This window comes from Winogradskyella wandonensis (assembly GCF_004346845.1).
Taxonomy (GTDB): domain Bacteria; phylum Bacteroidota; class Bacteroidia; order Flavobacteriales; family Flavobacteriaceae; genus Winogradskyella; species Winogradskyella wandonensis.
Genome location: NZ_SMGI01000001.1, coordinates 581,199 through 600,307 on the forward strand (window position 1 = coordinate 581,199; position 19,109 = coordinate 600,307).

Here is a 19,109-nt window from a genome sequence, read left to right on the forward strand (position 1 = left end):
GTATTTAAGCACAAATTTTTCACTTTAACTTTTTTAACTAATTCTTGATATTAAAAAATTATAAAATATTAGAAGAATAGCGATTTTTATTTGGTTTTACTGAATAATTCTCAGTGAAATCTTCTTTTAAATAATTTTACTTCAAAAACTACAACGTTTTCGTTTGTTAATAATCAATCATTACTAGTAATATTAAGTCGATTTTTTCAGCAAATCCTTATTAAAGGGATTATTTAAAGAACTGAATTTATACGTATTTTTGTTTTTGAAATTTTCAAGTTTTCAAAATGGAAAAGATTGAATGGAAAACCGCAAAGGTTTACGAGGATATAACTTATAAAAAATGTAATGGCGTTGCTCGAATAGCATTTAATAGACCAGACGTTAGAAATGCGTTTCGGCCAAAAACCACATCAGAACTTTATGATGCATTTTACGATGCTAACGAAGATGTAACTATTGGTGTGGTGCTTTTAAGTGCGGAAGGCCCATCGTCTAAAGACGGAATTTGGAGCTTTTGTTCTGGAGGAGACCAAAAGGCTAGAGGCTATCAAGGTTATGTTGGTGAGGATGGTTATCATAGATTAAACATATTAGAAGTTCAACGTTTAATTAGATTTATGCCAAAGGCTGTAATTGCCGTTGTTCCTGGTTGGGCCGTTGGCGGAGGACATAGTCTCCATGTTGTTTGTGATTTAACCTTAGCTAGTAAAGAGCATGCCATTTTTAAACAAACGGATGCAGATGTAACAAGTTTCGATGGCGGTTATGGCTCCGCGTACCTAGCAAAAATGGTAGGTCAGAAAAAAGCAAGAGAAATTTTCTTTTTAGGACGTAATTATTCTGCTAAAGAGGCTTTTGACATGGGAATGGTCAATGCTGTTGTGCCGCATGAAGAATTGGAAGACACGGCTTTTGAGTGGGCACAAGAAATCTTAGCAAAATCGCCAACATCAATAAAAATGCTGAAATTCGCCATGAATTTAACAGACGACGGCATGGTTGGTCAACAAGTTTTTGCAGGAGAAGCTACACGTTTGGCCTACATGACAGATGAAGCAAAAGAAGGTAGAGATGCGTTTCTAGAAAAGCGCAAGCCTAATTTTCCTAAAAAATGGATTCCATAGTCAATAGCTAAATTATGAGTAAGATTAAACCTTGGTTGTCTGCAATGCGTTTACGCACATTGCCTTTATCTGTTTCGGGAATAATTATTGGCACATGTTTAGCCGCTTACAACGGTAGATTTAACATTTTTGTCTTTCTACTAGCTATTGCTACTACAGTTAGCTTACAGATTTTATCGAATCTTGCAAATGATTATGGAGATGGTGTTAAAGGTACAGATAATGAGGATAGGGTTGGACCTAAACGCGCAATTCAAAGTGGCGAGATTTCTCCTGAACAAATGTTCGATGCTATAAAGAAGAATATTTTAATAGTCATAGGTTTTACCATGTCGTTAGCTTACGTCGCTTTTGGGCACCAATATTTTTTATATGCGCTTTTAATTATTGTACTTGGCGCGCTATCTATTTTCGCTGCTGTGACTTATACAATGGGAGATTCTCCTTACGGATACAGGGCATTAGGCGATGTATTTGTCTTTATATTTTTTGGCTTTGTAAGTGTTTTAGGTACATATCTTTTAAACATAAAGGGAATAGACCACATTGTTTTTTTGCCGGCTACAGCATTAGGTTTATTAAGTGTAGCGGTTCTTAATCTTAACAACATGCGCGATAGAGAGGAAGATGCCAAGGTTGGAAAAATTACATTGGCTGTAAAGCTTGGTAAAATTGGCTCTAAAAATTATCATTATTTTTTAATAATTGGGGCAATGATTGCCGCACTACTGTTTACTATTTTATATTATGTAGAGCCCTATAATTTTTTAGTGTTATTAAGTTTTATACCGCTTATACTTCACGTACTTAAAATAAAAAAGGCGACCACATCTAGTGATTATGACAGTCAGTTAAAGGTTTTAGCCTTAACAACGTTTATGTTTTCTGTTCTCTTAGGAGTTGGTTATTTGCTTCATTAATAGGCTTATACGTCCACGTATTGTTAGTTCTCCTTGGTTAAATATTAGTTAAATAAATTTTTTTGCTCTTTTAATAATAGTATTACTATTATTTTTGCAATCAAAATAACAATAAATGAAACAAGTACTTTTATTAATATCGCTTTTAGTCGTATTTTTTACTAGCAATGCCCAAGTAGACCAGTCGCAAACTGGTGCTTGGTATATGTACTTTTACAATCATCAATTCAAGAATAGTCAATTTGGTATTCAGGGTGATTTGCAATACCGAGATTGGCAAGGGTTGGGTGATATGGAGCAATTACTCTTACGCTCTGGCTTTACCTATACGCCTAAAGATTCTGGTATAATGTTTACTCTAGGTTACGCCAACATTACGACTGGTGTTTATGGAGATAATGACGATACGGTAAACGAAAATCGTATTTACCAAGAAGCTCTAATCCCTCAAAAATTGGGAAATAGATTTTATATAACACATCGCTTTAGATACGAACAGCGATTTAATGAAGGTCAAGATTTTAGAACGCGTTATCGCTATAACCTATTCTTAAATATTCCTATAAACAAAAAAGAGTTAACTGCCAATGCGATTTATGCAGCTCTATATAATGAATTGTTTATAAACGGTCAAGAAGATATTGGCGATGGTAGAACAGTAGAGTTGTTTGATAGAAACCGGACATACTTAGGTATGGGCTATGTCTTAAATTCTAAAATAAGATTTCAATTAGGCTGGATGAACCAAAAAACAACAAACTGGGGAAAGGGCCAATTACAATTTAGCATGCATCATAATTTTTAATAGAAATTAATTTAAAACCAAAAATACAATGAGAAAACTTTTAAATTCAATAGTTATCGTAGTACTTGCTATAGGCTACACATCTTGTAGAGAAGCTTCGGCAGAAACAAATACTACAAACAATACAGCTGAAAGTAAGACTGATACGATTGTTGAACAAATTCCCGTACAAAGTGTATTAACTGCTGAAGAACAGGCAGATATGACACCTGATGAAATTATCGGGCGCCTTAAAAAAGGAAATGAAAACTTTATGCGTAATAACCTTACTAGAAGAGACCATTCTGCCCAACGAGTAGATGCTATGCTAGGTCAATATCCAAAAGCAATTGTATTATCTTGTGTTGATAGCCGTGTGCCAGTGGAGGATGTTTTTGATTTAGGAATTGGAGATATCTTTGTAGCACGAGTAGCAGGAAATATCGAAAACCCTGATATCGTCGGTTCTATGGAATTTGCTACAGCAGTTGCTGGTTCTAAATTAGTAATAGTTATGGGACATACATCTTGTGGCGCTGTAAAGCATGCTATCGATAATACAGATGCAGCAGCGATGGAAATGTATGCGCTTCAGAATTTATTAGATGAAATTCAACCTTCAATTATAGCTACAGAGAAAAATGGAGAGATTTCGTCAAAAAATACAGAATTTACCAATAGTGTTATTACCAAGAATGCTATGGTTACTGTAGAAGATATTCGTAAACAATCACCACAAATGGCAAAATTGGAAAAAGAAGGAAAGATAAAAATTGTACCGGCAGTATATGATATGGCTACTGGAAAGGTAACGTTTATGTAATATTTCTTTTTATGGAATTGTACTATGTAAAAATCATAGAAACACTCGTTGTGATAACACTTTACATCTTATTACGACGAGTTGTTTTTAATATCGTTTCTAAAACACTTTTAAGAAAACTAATTCATAAATCACGAGGAATAGTTATTCGTAAAGTTTTAAATCTTCTACTAGCAACTATCTGTGGGATATTTATTTTAGTGATATGGGGCGTTAAACAATCTGATTTATTAGTTTTTTTAGGGTCAATACTGGCAGTCGTTGGTGTCGCTTTTTTTGCGCAATGGTCATTATTATCTAACATTACCTCTAGTATAATAATTTTCTTTAATCATCCAGTTAAATTGAATGATTCAATAATTATTTTAGAGGGTAAAGACTATGTTCTAGAGGGCGTAGTAGTTAATATTGGCTTGTTTTTTGTAACATTAAGAACTACGGATTTAAGCGAAATAACCTTACCTAATAACATATTTATTCAGAAGAGCATAAAAAATATAACTCAAAACTTTAATGAGAATTAGTATTAATATATCAGCGGATTTTATACAAAATGGTGTCAAGAAAAGCACCATTTTTTATGTATCACCTTACCTTACTTTTTTTTACAACCTTGTGAAGAAGCTTAGGAAAAAAACGCTTTAGATATATACCAAATCGTTCTTTGCCGCCAATATAGGCTTCAAACTTTTTATTAGAAATTGCTTTAATCATTTGTTTGGCAAATTTTTCTACTGGCATTCCATTTTCTGTGGCTTCGTCGTGTTCATTTAACTCAGAACCATCACCTGTAAGTGCATTTCGTGATACGTTTGTATTTACAAAACCAGGACAAATAAGCGTTACATTGATACCATCATTTTCGTGTTCCATTCGCAGAACATCAAAGAAACCGTGCAGTGCATGCTTGGCACCGCAATAACCAGAGCGATATGGCGAACCAAATTTTCCCATTAAACTCGTTACTGTAACGTATTGTCCTGATTTTTGCTTAATAAAGTAGGGAAGAAGTGCCTTAGACAAGGCAACAGTTCCTAAATAATCAACCTCTATGAGTTTTTTGTCTACAGAAATATCGGTGTCTATAATTAACGACCGTTGACTTATACCTCCATTGTTTATAAGAATATCAATAGCACCAAAAAATGATATAGCTTTGTCAACCGCAGATATCATTAGATTATAATCCGATAAATCAAATGGCAGAACAGCGATGTTATGCTGATTCCTACATGTGGCCTTTACTTTATTTAATTCTGCTTCTCGTCTTGATGAAAGGATAAGCTTGACATTTAATTTAGAAAACTCTAGAGCCAATGCTTTTCCTATTCCGCTAGAGGCACCAGTAATCCAAACGATTTTATTTTCAAAATTCATTCTATATAATTGAGTCTTAAAATTAGGAATTCTACCCTAATTCTTAATTACATACTCAAAATTTTCACTAATAATTTCAGTATCTTTGGACGGTTATGATAACTGCTTCTTACCAAAAATATACTCTCAAATTTAAACAACCTAGTGGTACTTCTAGAGGTGTTATGACTACTAAGGAAACTTGGTTTATTCGACTTGAAAAAGACGGTAAGATTGGTATTGGTGAATGTGGGATTTTAAGAGGGCTTTCTGTCGATGATAGACCCGACTACGAAGAAAAGCTTAAATGGGTGTGCAATAACATTAATCGCGGTGTTGATAAATTGGTTACATTTTTAATAGACTGGCCGAGTATTCAAATTGGTTTAGAAACTGCTTACCAATCATTAATTTCGGAGGATACTTTTAATATTTTTCCTTCAAAATTTGCCTTAGGAGGCGATTCTATTCCTATAAATGGTTTGGTTTGGATGGGAGATGAAGCCTTTATGCGAAAACAGGTTAAAGAAAAAATTGCAGCTGGTTTTAAATGTATAAAACTTAAAATCGGAGCCATCGATTTTCAGACCGAACTAGATATACTAAAGTCTATCCGAAAAGAATTTTCAGTTTCGGATATTGAATTGCGAGTGGATGCCAATGGTGCTTTTCTTCCAAAAGAAGCTTTGGAAAAGCTCAAACGTCTTTCAGAATATGAGTTGCATTCTATCGAGCAGCCAATACAACCAAGGCAATTTGACGAAATGGCAAGACTTTGCGAAACATCTCCAATTGATATAGCGCTTGATGAAGAGCTTATAGGTGTTTATTTCGATAATAAAAGAGAAGATATGCTTTCTGCCATAAAACCTCAATACATTATTTTAAAGCCAAGTTTAGTAGGCGGTTTTGCAAGTTCGGAACGTTGGATAGACATAGCAGAACAACATAATGTAAAATGGTGGGTTACAAGTGCTCTAGAAAGCAACGTTGGTCTAAACGCTATTGCGCAATGGACATACACACTTAATAACAATATGCCGCAGGGCTTAGGAACAGGAGGTTTATTTACAAATAATTTTTCGTCGCCATTGATTGTAAAAAATGGTACTTTGCGTTACGATAAAACAATGGATTGGGAATTTAATATTTAATACATGAATTATATACAACAAGCTTATAAAGGAAAGTTAGATACCTGGATGGTAATTATTACTACCATGATTGTTTCGGGTGTTTTTGTCTTAAACTTTGTCGCTTATCTGTTTTCTTCTCCAGAAGATTTAGAGGCGTCTTACGATTTAATGAAAAGCTGGGATTCTAACCTTATGCTAATTATTAATTTAGGGTTGTTTGTACCACTTTTGTTGCTTTTGTTTGTGTTTGTAAAGTATGTGCACCAAAGGAGTATATTATCCTTAACCACATCACGACCTAAGGTAGATTTTAAGCGTATTTTTTTCTCTTTTTTCTTAATCGTTGGTTTTACCATTACCACATTTGCTATTGGGTATTATTACGATTCCTCTGATATTGTTTATCAGTTTAATCCGGGTAAATTTGCCATTTTGTTTGTTATTTGCGTGCTGTTATTTCCTTTTCAGATTGGATTAGAAGAGTATCTATTTAGAGGTTACCTAATGCAGCATATTGGTGTAATTGTTAAAAATAAATGGTTTCCGTTACTATTAACATCTGTCTTATTTGGCATAATGCATAGCGCAAATCCTGAAGTTGCGGAGATTGGTTATTTTAAAATGATGATTTTTTACGTAGGCACAGGATTGTTATTAGGAATAATGACCTTAATGGACGAAGGTTTAGAATTGGCATTGGGTTTTCATTTAGGAAATAATCTTTTAGCAGCTTTATTAATTACCTCGGACTGGTCAGCTTTACAGACAGATGCCATGTTTAAAAATACGGCAGAACAAGGTATAAGTTCCATAACAGAAATTCTGGCTCCAGTTATTATCGTTTATCCTATTTTACTTTTTATCCTTGCGAAAACTTATGGATGGAATAACTGGAAAGAACGTCTTTTTGGAAAAGTAGTACCGCCACCAAAAGAGGATTACAAAATATTAGATTAATGACACCACAGTTTAATAAAATACATAACCGATTTAAGTTTAATGGGCATTATTTTAGTCACGAAGAGCTAAAGGAAGTTGCCTATAGTTTGGTAAAAGAAGGTAAAAATTACGAACAAGCTACAGGTGATTTTTTATTAGATTGGCTAAATGATAACGATTATATCCATGTTAATACCTCTGGTTCTACGGGTAAACCAAAATCTATAAAACTGCAGAAGCAAGCTATGGTGCATTCTGCCATAGCTACGGGCAATTTTTTTAAACTGGAGCCAGGTAATAAAGCATTAAATTGTCTGCCTAGTCATTACATCGCAGGAAAAATGATGCTTGTAAGAGCTATGATTTTAGGACTTGAGATAGACTGTGTAGAGCCAAGTACACATCCTATTTTCGATTACGAAACCCAATACGATTTTAGTGCGATGATTCCGCTACAATTAAAACACGTAATCAATTATACCCAAAACATAAAAACAATAATTGTTGGTGGTTCTAAAATAACACAACCTTTGCTAGAACGAATCAAACAGAGCACGTCAGTTTTTTACGAAACGTATGGAATGACGGAAACTGTTACTCATGTGGCGCTTAAGCCATTAGAGTCTAAACGACAAAAAGGTAGTGATACCTTTACAGCGTTACCAGAAGTTGTTTTTACACAAGACCAAAGAGACTGTTTAGTTATTGATGCTCCTAATTTAACTGAGGAAAAATTAATAACTAATGATATTGTAGAACTGCTGTCATCTACACAGTTTAAATGGCTTGGACGCTACGATAACGTTATTAATTCTGGCGGTGTTAAGCTTTTTCCGGAACAGATTGAGGATAAGTTACATGCCGTAATCGATGAGCGATTTATTGTAGCTTCTGAACCCGATGATTCTCTCGGCGAAAAATTAGTGCTAATTATAGAAAATCCTCGCGATTCTGTCGATAGTTTTAAAACTCGTATTAATCATCTAAAAGGCTTAACAAAGTACGAAGTCCCAAAAGAAATATACACCGTTAATAGGTTTTTAGAAACCGCTAATGGTAAAATACAGCGTAAAAAAACTATTAATTCTGTTTTAGGGTAGTTTACTCATCTAAGTATAAGGTTTACTCATTCTACATTTTATATCATCGGTATCGCATTTAGTTTTATAGAAACTTTTAAATGCAGAACCAATGAAAACGCTAATCCAACTGGTTATCGTATTGTTTATAACAATACAACTCAATAGCCAAGAAAAACATGTAGAAACCGAATCTGTAACCCTAGAAAACCTTTTTACATTTATTGTAGACCATTTCGAGGACGATGGTAATCCGCAGAACATCACCTTTTTATTAAAAACACATTCAGGTAGTTTTTCGAACGAAGACAAATTTATCTTAAAACAAACCTTTAAACTACTTTCAAAACGTCTTACAGAAGATGATTTTATTAGCATTGCTACTTATAACCATTACAGCGGCATCGCACTTGCCAAAACACCAGCTACACATCTAAAAAAGATGTTATACGCTGTTGAGCATCCAAAAGAAAGCATCGAAGCATTTGCCAAAGATGGTATTGAGTTTGCCTATAAGTACGCCGACGTAAATTTTGAAGAAGATTATGACAATAAAGTCATCATGATTCGCCTTCCAGAGCGTAAAGTTCTAGGTAATAATTCAGTAAAACCTAGTTTGGCAACTGTAGCTACAGCGACAACTAAACAAAAAGGTAATGGCACTGCAATAGTACTATCTGCATTGGCGCTTTTACCAGAAATCATTCAAGTTATTAAAGATTAAACATTCTCTAAACACATTTATTATGAAAAATTTATTACAACTATTCACAATTCTAATTGTAGCACTTCAGCTTCAAGCGCAACAAATCACCGTATCAGGTATTGTTACGGCCGCTAGTGACGGATTGCCATTACCAGGCGTTAATGTTATTGTTAAAGGCACAGCAAACGGAACTCAAACAGATTTTGATGGTAAATATACTATCAATGCAATTGTCGGAGACCAATTAGTTTTCTCATTTGTAAGTATGAAGACATCAACTCGCACAATTGGTAAAAACCCAATTATTAATGTGGCTATGGAGGAAGATTCGGCAGCACTAGATGAAGTAGTAATTACTGGTTATTCTACAGGACGAAACTATTCTCCACCATCAAAAGCACAGTTAAAACGCAGAGCTCAGAAAGCATATCATAATAAGATTGCTAGTCAAATAAATGGAAATTCTATCTCTCGTGCACTACAAGGTCAAGTTACGGGTGTAAATGTAAACACGGGTTCGGGGCAACCTGGACAGACATCACAAATTATTATTAGAGGTAGCGCTTCTTTGTCTGGAAATAGAGAGCCTCTTTATATCATAGATGGAGTTCCAGTTAATGCAAATAAAGTGAAGCATCTTAATCCAGATAACATCAAATCGGTTTCAGTTTTAAAAGATGCAAGTGCTACATCCATTTATGGCAGCCGTGCTAGTAATGGAGCCATAGTAATAAGTACTAATGGAACAAAAGTTAAAAATGCCAATAAGCTTTACATTATTGATGGTGTACCTGTAAAAAAGGAGGACAATTACATCGCTGAGAACTTACCCAAAACTCAGATTGATACTAAAATCGAATACTCTAAAGCCGAAGCTAAAAGAAAGTTTGGAAAAGTCGCTAAGGAAGGCTGTATAGTTATAACAACTAAACAAGGTAACTTTAGAATACAGTCTAATGAGACGTATGCGGTTATAGAGGAGAATAGTTTTGAAAGAACTACACTTTCACCTTTGTCTACGTTTTCTATCGATGTTGATAAGGCCTCTTATAGTAATGTAAGACGGATGATTAACAGTGGTGAATCTATTCAGCCAGATGCCGTGAAGATTGAAGAAATGGTTAATTACTTTAATTATGATTATCCTCAGCCAACTGACGAACATCCATTTTCTATAAACACTGAAGTTGTTAAAACGCCTTGGCATACAGATACACAGCTCGTTAGAATTGGGCTTCAAGGAAAAACGTACAAAAACGAAGAATTACCGCTATCTAACTTAACGTTTTTAATCGACGTCTCGGGTTCAATGGGTAGTCCCAATAAATTGCCACTTCTAAAATCGGCATTTAAATTATTGGTTAATCAACTGCGAAAAGAAGATAAGGTTTCCATAGTTGTATATGCTGGTGCAGCAGGCGTGGTACTAGAGCCAACTTCAGGAGACAAAAAAGCGAAGATTATTGCGGCTTTAGATAATTTAAATTCTGGAGGTTCTACAGCTGGTGGCGCTGGGATAAACCTTGCTTATAAATTGGCTGAGAAGAACTTTAAAGAGAATGGAAATAACAGAGTGATTTTAGCAACTGATGGCGATTTTAATGTGGGAGAATCTAGTGATAAGGCTATGGAGAAACTCATTGAAGAAAAACGTAAATCAGGTGTGTTTTTATCGGTTTTAGGTTTTGGATACGGGAATTATAAAGACTCAAAATTAGAGACTTTAGCTGATAAAGGAAATGGTAATCATGCCTATATCGATACCATGCAAGAAGCTAATAAAGTTTTCGGGAAAGAATTTGGAGGCACGCTTTATACGATTGCTAAGGATGTGAAAATTCAAGTTGAATTTAATCCTAACAAAGTACAGGCTTATAGACTTATTGGTTACGAAAATAGATTGCTTAATGACGAAGATTTTGTGGATGACACTAAAGATGCAGGTGAATTAGGTAGCGGACATACTGTGACAGCTTTATATGAAGTAGTGCCTACTGGAATAGAAACAAAATATTTAAATAATGTCGCAGATTTAAAGTATACAGAAAACAAGGTTAGCGATAACTATAACGATGAATTGTTTACCGTAAAATTTAGATACAAAAAACCAGATGAAAATCAGAGTATAGAAATGGTTCATGTACAAAATACTAATATCGTTCAAGCATCCGAGGATATGAACTTTGCTTCTGCTGTGGCTCTGTTTGGAATGCAACTAAGACAATCACAATATTTTAATAATGCTTCAGTAGAAAAAGTCTTAGAACTTGCCGAGAGTGGAAGAGGTGAAGATAAAGATGGCTATAGAGCAGAGTTTATTAGATTGGTAAAATCTTCTAATACAACTTACTAATTCAATATCTTATATAAAACAAAACCCCGATGAACATCATCGGGGTTTTTAATAACTTAAAATTAATGCTTAGTTACCAGCAGAAAGATTTTTCATTTCTTCTTCTATCATATCGTAGAACTCATCAATTTTTGGTAATACAATAATACGTGTACGTCTGTTTTTCGCTCTATTTTCAGCAGTATCATTTTCAACTAGAGGTACGTAAGAACTACGTCCAGCTGCGATTAATTGCTGAGGATTTACTTCAAGACTTTCTAAGACTCTTACTACAGATGTTGCACGTTTTACACTTAAATCCCAGTTGTCTAACAGTGGTGGTTTGTTGTATGGTACATTATCTGTGTGTGATTCTACCATAGCTTCAAAATTAGGCTTACTGTTAATTACTTTAGCTACTTTTCCTAATACTTCTTTAGCACGAGTTGTTACATTATAGCTGCCACTCTTAAATAATAACTTATCAGCAATAGAAATAAACACAACACCTTTCTCAACGTTAACCTCGATGTCTGGGTCGTTGATACCAACTTCTTTCTTTAAGCTAGTTACAATAGCTAGTGTTACACTATCTTTTCTATTTAAAGCATCTTGAAGACGTGTAATTTTTAAATCACGTTCTTTTAAAGACTCTAGCGATTTCTCAAGGTTTTCTGCACCTTTACTAGTCAGCTCTGTTAAATCTTGTGAGCTTTTAATTAACGCCTCGTTGCTACGACGCATATCTGCTAACTGTTCTCTTAGACCTTCTAAACGCGCATTCGCCGCAGCTTGGTCAGACAAACAAGCATTAAGCTTTACTGTAGCCGTATTTAATAAATCTTGTGTTTCTTTTTGTTTTTCTTGTAATGCTAAATAATCTTTTTTAGATACGCATGCCGTCAGTATAAGCAAAGCACCTAAACTTAAAAGAATTGATTTTCTCATAATGAAATAATAATTTAATGTTTTAAATCAGTACAAAACTATAGAAAAGAAAGGCGTTAGCGTAACTGATTAACAAAAACTTTAACAGATTTATAAACAGTTAAATTTTCGTTTCTTTTTAATGAAGTAATCCCACACAATAGAAGTGCTACTATAATAGCCAGATTTCTTTTTTAAAGTGTTGCGCTGCTTTAGTAATCTTGGTAGTGATAGATAAAAACTTCCATGGGCTTTTAGAATTGAAAAGAAGAATAAAGGCTGACCTTTTAGTAAAAATCGAATCCCAGCGATACCATCTAAAACCATTCTAGTTAAAACACGACTAAGTACATTTCTATCTGTGTTTTTAACCAAAGTAAAAAGGCTGTTTCTAAAGTTTAAGTAAGTCTTTCGTGGACTTGTATTCTGTAAGGTAGCACCACCAACATGATAAACCGTAGAGCTTCCGACATATTTACTTAGATAACCATTGTTATAGGCACGCCAACATAAGTCAATTTCTTCCATGTGTGCAAAGTAAGATTCATCAAAGCCATTCAAATCTTTAAAAACCTGATTTTTAATAAAAAAACAAGCACCTGATGCCCAAAATATATGTATGTTTTCGTTGTATTGACCAATATCTTCTTCAATAGTGTCAAAAATACGGCCACGACAATATGGATAGCCGTACTTATCTATAAATCCGCCTGCTGCACCAGCATATTCAAAATACGATTTCTTTTTATAGTCTAAGATTTTTGGCTGAATAATGGCTACATTATCAGCGTTGTATTCTTCAATAACAGGAAGTAACCAGTCTTTAGTGACTTCAATATCGCTATTTAAAAGGCAAAGAATAGGCGCTTCAATATGCTTTAAAGCATCATTATAACCTTTGGCATAGCCACCATTTTCTATATTCTGAATGATTTCTACTTCTGGAAATTTTTCAGTTATAAAACTTACCGAGTCATCAGTCGAGGCATTATCGGCAACATAGATTTTGGCTTCAGCAGAATGTTGTATTACTGAAGGCAGAAACTGCTCTAAAAGGGCTTTTCCATTCCAGTTGAGTATAACTACGGCGATATCTTTACTACTGTAATTCATTGATTGTAATCTGGGATATCTTTTAGAAAATCATAGTGTTGCGCTTCGAAGTCCATCTGACAATAATAATGATTTATTCCGTTGGTTACCATCAGATAAGTCGCATTTAGCGTCATATTATATCGTGCTATTTGGTCAAAAGTAGCTTGATTGATTTTAATTTTTGGAGCTTTACATTCTACAATCAAAAAAATAGAACTATCTGGATTAAACACCACGATGTCGTAACGTTTTTTTAAGCCATTGACCGTGAGTTCTTTTTCGACGTTGATGAGTGATTTTGGATATTTTTTTTCAGAAATTAAATAATGTACACAGTGTTGACGCACCCATTCTTCGGGTTGTAAAACCACAAATTTTTTGCGAATAATATCAAAAATAGAAACTTTATTTTCTGTACTTTTGAAACGGTAGTCGAACTTTGGAAAATTAAGGTCTTGCACTACACAAAGGTAATTTTCAATCCCCAAATAGCAAATCTCAAATCCATTCTTTTTAGAATTAAGTTTTTGAAATTTGAAACTTTTATTAGTTGGAAGAAGCAAAACAAATAGTCACGGACATTCAGCAAGGTCATATTAAGCCTATCTATTTTTTAATGGGAGAGGAGCCTTATTACATTGATAAGATTTCGGAATACATAGAAAACAATATTCTTGATGAAGCGGAAAAAGGTTTTAACCAAATGGTGCTTTATGGTCGTGATGTGGCAATAGACGATATTGTTAGCAATGCCAAACGGTATCCAATGATGTCCGAAAGACAAGTAGTTATCGTTAAAGAAGCGCAAGATTTAAGTCGTTCTATAGAAAAACTTGTCGATTATGCCAATAATCCTCAGCCAACAACAGTCTTAGTGCTAAACTATAAATACAAGAAGATTGATAAGCGAAAAGGCTTATACAAATCACTAAAGAAAACAGGTGTTGTTTTTGAAAGTAAAAAACTTTACGATAATCAAGTACCTGATTGGATTCGTCGTGTTCTATCGGGTCAAGGTTATCAGATTACGCCTAAAGCGGCTCAGATGCTGGTGGAATTTTTAGGAACGGACTTATCTAAGATTGAAAACGAACTCAATAAACTAAAAATCGTATTACCACAAGGCTCTCAAATTACACCTGAAGCTATTGAAGAAAACATAGGCATTAGTAAAGACTTCAATAATTTTGAATTGCGCAAAGCTATTGGCGAGCGTAATATGACAAAAGCGTTTAGAATTGTAAAGTATTTTGGAGACAATCCAAAAGACAACCCGATGGTTGTTACAGTGTCCTTACTATTTAATTTCTTCTCGCAATTGTTACAATACCATGGATTAAACGATAAGTCGCCGCGAACTGTGGCTTCTGCATTAAAAATCAATCCATATTTTGTAAATGAATATACGAGTGCCGCTCGTAATTTTCCGATTAAAAATGTAAGTAAAATCGTAGCACTACTGCGAGAGTTCGATGTTAAGGGAAAAGGTGTTGGTGCTAATGCTACACCACAGGGCGATTTGCTAAAGGAATTGTTGGTTAAGATTTTTGGTTAGTTACCCTCAGTTTCTTCATCAGATGCATCCTTTTTTATTGGCTTTGCCTTTTTATAAATAGGAATTAAGTACGAAATATTATATCCAAAGCCTGCGCCAACGATACCGCTGTCGTAAGTACGGTTAAAACCTGGGATATAGAGATTTTCAAAATTATCTGGACTAGTTTCCGAAACCAAGAACTTTAATTGAAGATTAACGCCCATAAAAAGATTATTTAGTACTTCGGCCTTAACACCTAAAATAATTTCGCCCCAAATGGCAGATAATCCATTAAATTCTTCGGGGTTAGTTACGGTAAATTGTTCTCCAAAATATTGATTATTAACATCGTAGATAGTGTAACTGTTAAGTGTCTGACTAAAAGAACTTACGCCAACTCTAAATCCAGAATATATCATGTTCTCCATATCGAGCCAGTTGCGGTATAAATTATAATCTACACCAGCCTTAAAATAACTTCCTTTTGCTGTTGAATTTAAAAAGTCGTTAGATAAGGTTCGTTCTTCGTTGCCAATCTCACCAGCAAGGTATAATCGCTGCGATAAACGGTAATCACCATTAATTTCAAAACCTTGATAATTGTCATCAAAAAAACTACGGGCTAATTTTGAAATATCTGCACCAAGACGCAAACCATATTTTTGCTGGATTGCTGTAGTGTCCGTAGCTGTTTCAGTGTCTTCTGTTTGCCCAATGGCTATTGAGGAAAACAGCAAAAAAATAATTAAATTATTAATGAAATATCTGTACATGAGGAGCGTCTTCGTTTTCTACAGTTATTGGTAGTTCTAGGGCATCAAAATATTGTATATCTTGTATCCAATTGTTACCGTCATCTATAATTTCCACAACCACATTTTTAAATATACTTTTAAAGCCACATGCTCTTGAAATATATATAAACTCAGTTTCGTAGGTAACTTCTATAATATCGATGTTAGAGTCCGTTGTATCATCGTCATTTAATCTTAAATTTGTGTCCTTTTCAAAAAAATAGCGCTGAGTAATAAGTTGATTTTCTGATTCAATCAAAAATGGAAGTCCAATAGTATTGGTGTTTCGGTTAAATACGCGCTCTTGACCGAATGGTTCTACTAAAATTGCCCCAGAAATATCATTGTCGTCTGGTACAACTATATCAGGGTCATCTGCATAAACTGAAAGTCGTGTTACGGTCTTTGGTACATCTGTATCAACAGCATCGAAGAATTCAATTAATAATCTCGGCGTTGTAGGAGTGCCTTCTGCACAGATGTCATCGCGCTCGCAAGAAAAAAAGATTAACGTAATTAGAAGAAATAGATATGATTGTTTTTTCATTAGGCTTTCTCAAATAAAAATACAGTCTCAATATGGGCTGTATGTGGAAACTGGTCTACTAAACTAAACTTTTTTATAGTATAACCGGATTGCATTAATTGCTCCGTATCTCTCGCTTGCGTAGCAGGATTACAAGATACATAAACCAAACGGTCTGCATTGAGGTTTATTATTTTTTTAAGGGTTTTTGGAGCAATGCCAGCACGAGCAGGATCAAGAATTATAGTCTTTATTTTATTATTATATTCTGGGTGTTCGTTTAAGAATTTACCAACATCTGCGGCGTAGAATTTTAAACCTTCGATACCGTTACGTTTGGCATTTTCCTTGGCGTCTTCGATGGCTGAAGCTACAATATCTACACCAACAATCTTTGTATTATTACTACGTGATGCTAAGATTTGCCCTATAGTTCCTGTTCCACAGAATAAATCCATAACCACAGAGTCATCAATGGCTGATTTATCGTCCAGAGCATAATCTATTACTTTAGAATACAGCTTTTCGGCCGACTTAGGATTGGTTTGAAAAAAGCTTTTCATACTAATCTCAAAATTTAAACCCAGAAGCTCTTCAACGATTTTATCTTCGCCATAAACAAGATTAATGCTTCCTGTTATAGCGATGGTTCGGTCTCCAATTTCGTCATTCGTAGTTTGTAATAATCCCGCAACGCGGTCTCCAAAAAGTTCTACTAAATACTGAGCAAAAGCATCTAAATTAAACTTTGGTAAATCGTAAGACGTGGTCACTAAATTGAATAATAAGCGATTTGTCTTATAAGACTTGCGGACCACTAAATATCTAAAAAATCCTTCTTTGCGTGGTGCATGCCAAGGTGCTAACCCAGTATTTTGGCAATACGCTCTAATGAGTTTAAGATTATCTTCAACCTGCTTGTCAAAAAGACCAGAGTCGTTATTAAGATTATCGCCACACCACCAAGTACCACGTTTTTTAAAACCTAAAGTAAACTCGTTTACATCAGTTTTAAGTTCGTGGTTATAACCAATAGCAGAGAAACCGTATTCCATTTTATTACGGTAATGGAAGGTATTTGGCGAAGTAACAAACTCATCAAACTTATCTTCTATATTGCTTACTTTACCTATACGCTTAAAAAGCTCTAGCGTACTTTGCTTTTTATAGGCGTGTTGTTTCTCTATAGGGAGCTTAATGTATGGTGCGCCAGGAATCTGTTGGTAAGGAACGTCCACCTCATCTTCAGACGCTTTTATAACCTCGAGCAACTTGCACTCGGCATATGTTTTACTTGATTTTTTAACCTGCGCTTTTACCAATTGGCCAGGAAGTGTGTTAGGCACAAAAACCACAAATTCGCCATGTTCGTTGCGGATGCGTCCAATACCTTTACCGCCAAAGGCATAATCTTCAATCAACAAATCTAGGATTTGTCCGCGTTTTACAAACTTGTTTCGTTCTCTTCTTGGCATTTATAAAAAATTAGAGTGCAAAGATATCTTTATTTAGGAAATTGAATTAAAACTCTGCTTTTATAATTTCTATATTATCATTAATTTGCAGCTTCTAGGGATGATTTCTTTCCCACGCTGAATTTTCGTCCCGATACTTCTGGGATTCGGAAGGATAAAGGTAGACAAGGAATGGTTATTTACTAATTTAAAAACAAATTAAAAATGGCTGTTTTAGACCACATTTCATCGCAAGAGGCGATGGCACTAGAAAATAAGTATGGAGCACAAAATTATCATCCATTACCCGTAGTATTATCTAAAGGCGAAGGCGTTTATGTGTGGGACGTAGAAGGAAAAAAGTATTACGATTTTTTATCGGCCTACTCCTCATTGAATCAAGGACACTGTCATCCAAAGATTGTTAATGCTATGACTGAGCAAGCTCAGCGATTAACGCTTACTTCTCGTGCATTTTACAATGACATGCTTGGGCGTTACGAAAAATATGCTACGGAGTATTTTAAGTTTGATAAAATGTTGCCTATGAACTCTGGAGCGGAAGCTGTAGAAACTGCATTAAAGTTATGTAGAAAGTGGGCCTATGAGGTAAAAGGAATTGATTTAAATAAAGCCGAAATTGTTGTCTGTAAAAATAATTTTCACGGTAGAACGACTACTATTATTTCATTTTCTAACGACCCAGTAGCTCGTAAAAACTTTGGACCTTATACAGATGGATTTATAAAGGTCGAGTACGACAATCTTAAAGAGTTAGAAGATGTATTAAGTACAAATCCAAATATCGCTGGTTTTATGGTTGAGCCAATACAAGGCGAAGCTGGTGTGTATGTGCCAAGTGAGAATTATTTAAGAGAAGCCAAAGCATTGTGCGAGAAATATAATGTCTTATTCATTGCCGACGAAGTACAAACAGGCATCGCCCGTACAGGAAGATTATTGGCAACTTGTGGTGATTGCTCTTGCGCAAATAAAGATTGTTCTGGTACGCCAGATGTAAAACCAGATGTTTTAGTTTTAGGTAAAGCCTTAAGTGGTGGATTATATCCGGTATCCGCAGTAATGGCGAATAACGAAATAATGAATGTCATACAACCAGGAAATCACGGTAGTACGTTTGGAGGAAACCCTATTGCTGCTGCTGTTGCTATAGCTGCGTTGGAAGTTGTGAAAGATGAAAAATTGGCAGAAAATGCAGACTATTTAGGTAAACTTTTTAGGGCCGAAATGAACAAATATATTAAAGACAGTACTATTGTTAATTTGGTTAGAGGAAGAGGACTGCTCAATGCTATTGTAATTAATGATGATGAAGATAGTGATACGGCTTGGAACATTTGTTTAAGACTAAGAGATAATGGTTTGCTGGCGAAACCCACACATGGAAATATTATCCGTTTTGCACCACCATTAGTAATGACTGGAGAGCAATTACTCGATTGTGTTTCAATAATTACTAAGACTTTAAAAGAATTCGAGATTTAGTAAGATAGAAAATATGAAATAAAAAAAGCGATTTTCAAATAGTTGAAAATCGCTTTTTTTTGATTGTA

Annotated in this window: 19 protein-coding genes; 12 read left to right on the forward strand and 7 right to left on the reverse strand. The window is 34.7% G+C overall.

Annotation, left to right across the window (positions count from 1 at the left end; all coding sequences use genetic code 11):
- Nucleotides 1–287 precede the first annotated feature (287 nt).
- The 5 genes from DFQ05_RS02690 to DFQ05_RS02710 all read left to right on the forward strand — a co-directional run bounded on the left by DFQ05_RS02690 (nucleotide 288) and on the right by DFQ05_RS02710 (nucleotide 4,178).
- Nucleotides 288–1,127 carry a 1,4-dihydroxy-2-naphthoyl-CoA synthase gene (locus tag DFQ05_RS02690; protein ID WP_132703318.1) on the forward strand — a complete coding sequence of 280 codons (840 nt, stop codon included), beginning with the start codon at nucleotides 288–290 and terminating at the stop codon, nucleotides 1,125–1,127.
- A gap of 14 nt (nucleotides 1,128–1,141) precedes the next feature.
- Nucleotides 1,142–2,047, forward strand: coding sequence for a 1,4-dihydroxy-2-naphthoate octaprenyltransferase (gene menA / locus DFQ05_RS02695; RefSeq protein WP_132703320.1), 906 nt, complete (start codon nucleotides 1,142–1,144; stop codon nucleotides 2,045–2,047).
- Nucleotides 2,048–2,162: 115 nt separating this feature from the next.
- Entirely contained in the window at nucleotides 2,163–2,852 is a 690-nt protein-coding gene (locus tag DFQ05_RS02700) for a DUF2490 domain-containing protein (protein ID WP_132703322.1), read from the forward strand.
- A 28-nt stretch (nucleotides 2,853–2,880) separates the two neighbouring features.
- Nucleotides 2,881–3,654, forward strand: coding sequence for a carbonic anhydrase family protein (locus tag DFQ05_RS02705; protein ID WP_132703324.1), 774 nt, complete (start codon nucleotides 2,881–2,883; stop codon nucleotides 3,652–3,654).
- Between the two features lie 11 nt (nucleotides 3,655–3,665).
- The gene (locus tag DFQ05_RS02710) at nucleotides 3,666–4,178 is read left to right on the forward strand and encodes a mechanosensitive ion channel family protein (RefSeq protein WP_132703326.1); all 513 of its coding nucleotides are present in this window, start codon (nucleotides 3,666–3,668) and stop codon (nucleotides 4,176–4,178) included.
- A gap of 61 nt (nucleotides 4,179–4,239) precedes the next feature.
- Here DFQ05_RS02710 and DFQ05_RS02715 read toward each other — a convergent pair whose 3' ends face one another.
- On the reverse strand, nucleotides 4,240–5,031 hold the full coding sequence (locus DFQ05_RS02715) for an SDR family oxidoreductase (protein WP_132703328.1): 792 nt from the start codon (nucleotides 5,029–5,031) through the stop codon (nucleotides 4,240–4,242).
- A 98-nt stretch (nucleotides 5,032–5,129) separates the two neighbouring features.
- Here DFQ05_RS02715 and DFQ05_RS02720 point away from each other — a divergent pair, with 98 nt between their 5' ends.
- The 5 genes from DFQ05_RS02720 (at nucleotide 5,130) to DFQ05_RS02740 (ending at nucleotide 11,223) form a co-directional block, all read left to right on the forward strand.
- On the forward strand, nucleotides 5,130–6,164 hold the full coding sequence (locus DFQ05_RS02720) for an o-succinylbenzoate synthase (protein WP_132704134.1): 1,035 nt from the start codon (nucleotides 5,130–5,132) through the stop codon (nucleotides 6,162–6,164).
- Between the two features lie 3 nt (nucleotides 6,165–6,167).
- On the forward strand, nucleotides 6,168–7,103 hold the full coding sequence (locus DFQ05_RS02725) for a CPBP family intramembrane glutamic endopeptidase (protein ID WP_132703330.1): 936 nt from the start codon (nucleotides 6,168–6,170) through the stop codon (nucleotides 7,101–7,103).
- Nucleotides 7,103–8,185: an AMP-binding protein gene (locus DFQ05_RS02730; protein WP_132703332.1), complete on the forward strand. Its 1,083-nt coding sequence runs from the start codon at nucleotides 7,103–7,105 to the stop codon at nucleotides 8,183–8,185. Before DFQ05_RS02725 ends, DFQ05_RS02730 begins: the two co-directional genes overlap by 1 nt.
- A 91-nt stretch (nucleotides 8,186–8,276) precedes the next feature.
- Nucleotides 8,277–8,888: a vWA domain-containing protein gene (locus DFQ05_RS02735; RefSeq protein WP_132703334.1), complete on the forward strand. Its 612-nt coding sequence runs from the start codon at nucleotides 8,277–8,279 to the stop codon at nucleotides 8,886–8,888.
- A gap of 22 nt (nucleotides 8,889–8,910) precedes the next feature.
- Entirely contained in the window at nucleotides 8,911–11,223 is a 2,313-nt protein-coding gene (locus DFQ05_RS02740) for a vWA domain-containing protein (protein ID WP_132703336.1), read from the forward strand.
- A 69-nt stretch (nucleotides 11,224–11,292) separates the two neighbouring features.
- On the opposite strand, the gene DFQ05_RS02745 is transcribed toward DFQ05_RS02740, so the two are convergent.
- From DFQ05_RS02745 to DFQ05_RS02755, 3 genes are all read right to left on the reverse strand, one after another.
- Nucleotides 11,293–12,150 (reverse strand): OmpA/MotB family protein, encoded by an 858-nt coding sequence (locus DFQ05_RS02745; protein WP_132703338.1) that lies wholly within the window; start codon nucleotides 12,148–12,150, stop codon nucleotides 11,293–11,295.
- Nucleotides 12,151–12,240: 90 nt separating this feature from the next.
- Complete coding sequence (locus DFQ05_RS02750; protein WP_132703340.1) at nucleotides 12,241–13,242, reverse strand: glycosyltransferase family 2 protein; 1,002 nt, start codon at nucleotides 13,240–13,242, stop codon at nucleotides 12,241–12,243.
- Nucleotides 13,239–13,685, reverse strand: coding sequence for a type I restriction enzyme HsdR N-terminal domain-containing protein (locus DFQ05_RS02755; protein WP_132703342.1), 447 nt, complete (start codon nucleotides 13,683–13,685; stop codon nucleotides 13,239–13,241). The genes DFQ05_RS02750 and DFQ05_RS02755 overlap by 4 nt, the downstream gene beginning before the upstream one ends.
- A gap of 89 nt (nucleotides 13,686–13,774) precedes the next feature.
- Here DFQ05_RS02755 and holA point away from each other — a divergent pair, with 89 nt between their 5' ends.
- Entirely contained in the window at nucleotides 13,775–14,779 is a 1,005-nt protein-coding gene (gene holA / locus DFQ05_RS02760; RefSeq protein ID WP_132703344.1) for a DNA polymerase III subunit delta, read from the forward strand.
- On the opposite strand, the gene DFQ05_RS02765 is transcribed toward holA, so the two are convergent.
- The 3 genes from DFQ05_RS02765 to rlmD are packed head-to-tail and all read right to left on the reverse strand — an operon-like array spanning nucleotide 14,776 to nucleotide 17,556.
- Nucleotides 14,776–15,534, reverse strand: coding sequence for a DUF6048 family protein (locus DFQ05_RS02765; RefSeq protein ID WP_132703346.1), 759 nt, complete (start codon nucleotides 15,532–15,534; stop codon nucleotides 14,776–14,778). The genes holA and DFQ05_RS02765 overlap by 4 nt on opposite strands.
- A complete protein-coding gene (locus DFQ05_RS02770; RefSeq protein WP_132703348.1) occupies nucleotides 15,515–16,102 on the reverse strand; it encodes a DUF6452 family protein in 588 nt (195 codons plus the stop codon). Before DFQ05_RS02770 ends, DFQ05_RS02765 begins: the two co-directional genes overlap by 20 nt.
- Nucleotides 16,102–17,556: a 23S rRNA (uracil(1939)-C(5))-methyltransferase RlmD gene (gene rlmD / locus DFQ05_RS02775; protein ID WP_132703350.1), complete on the reverse strand. Its 1,455-nt coding sequence runs from the start codon at nucleotides 17,554–17,556 to the stop codon at nucleotides 16,102–16,104. The genes DFQ05_RS02770 and rlmD overlap by 1 nt, the downstream gene beginning before the upstream one ends.
- A 204-nt stretch (nucleotides 17,557–17,760) precedes the next feature.
- On the opposite strand from rlmD, the gene rocD reads away from it, so the two are divergent.
- Nucleotides 17,761–19,041 carry an ornithine--oxo-acid transaminase gene (rocD, locus tag DFQ05_RS02780; protein ID WP_132703352.1) on the forward strand — a complete coding sequence of 427 codons (1,281 nt, stop codon included), beginning with the start codon at nucleotides 17,761–17,763 and terminating at the stop codon, nucleotides 19,039–19,041.
- Nucleotides 19,042–19,109: the final 68 nt, after the last annotated feature.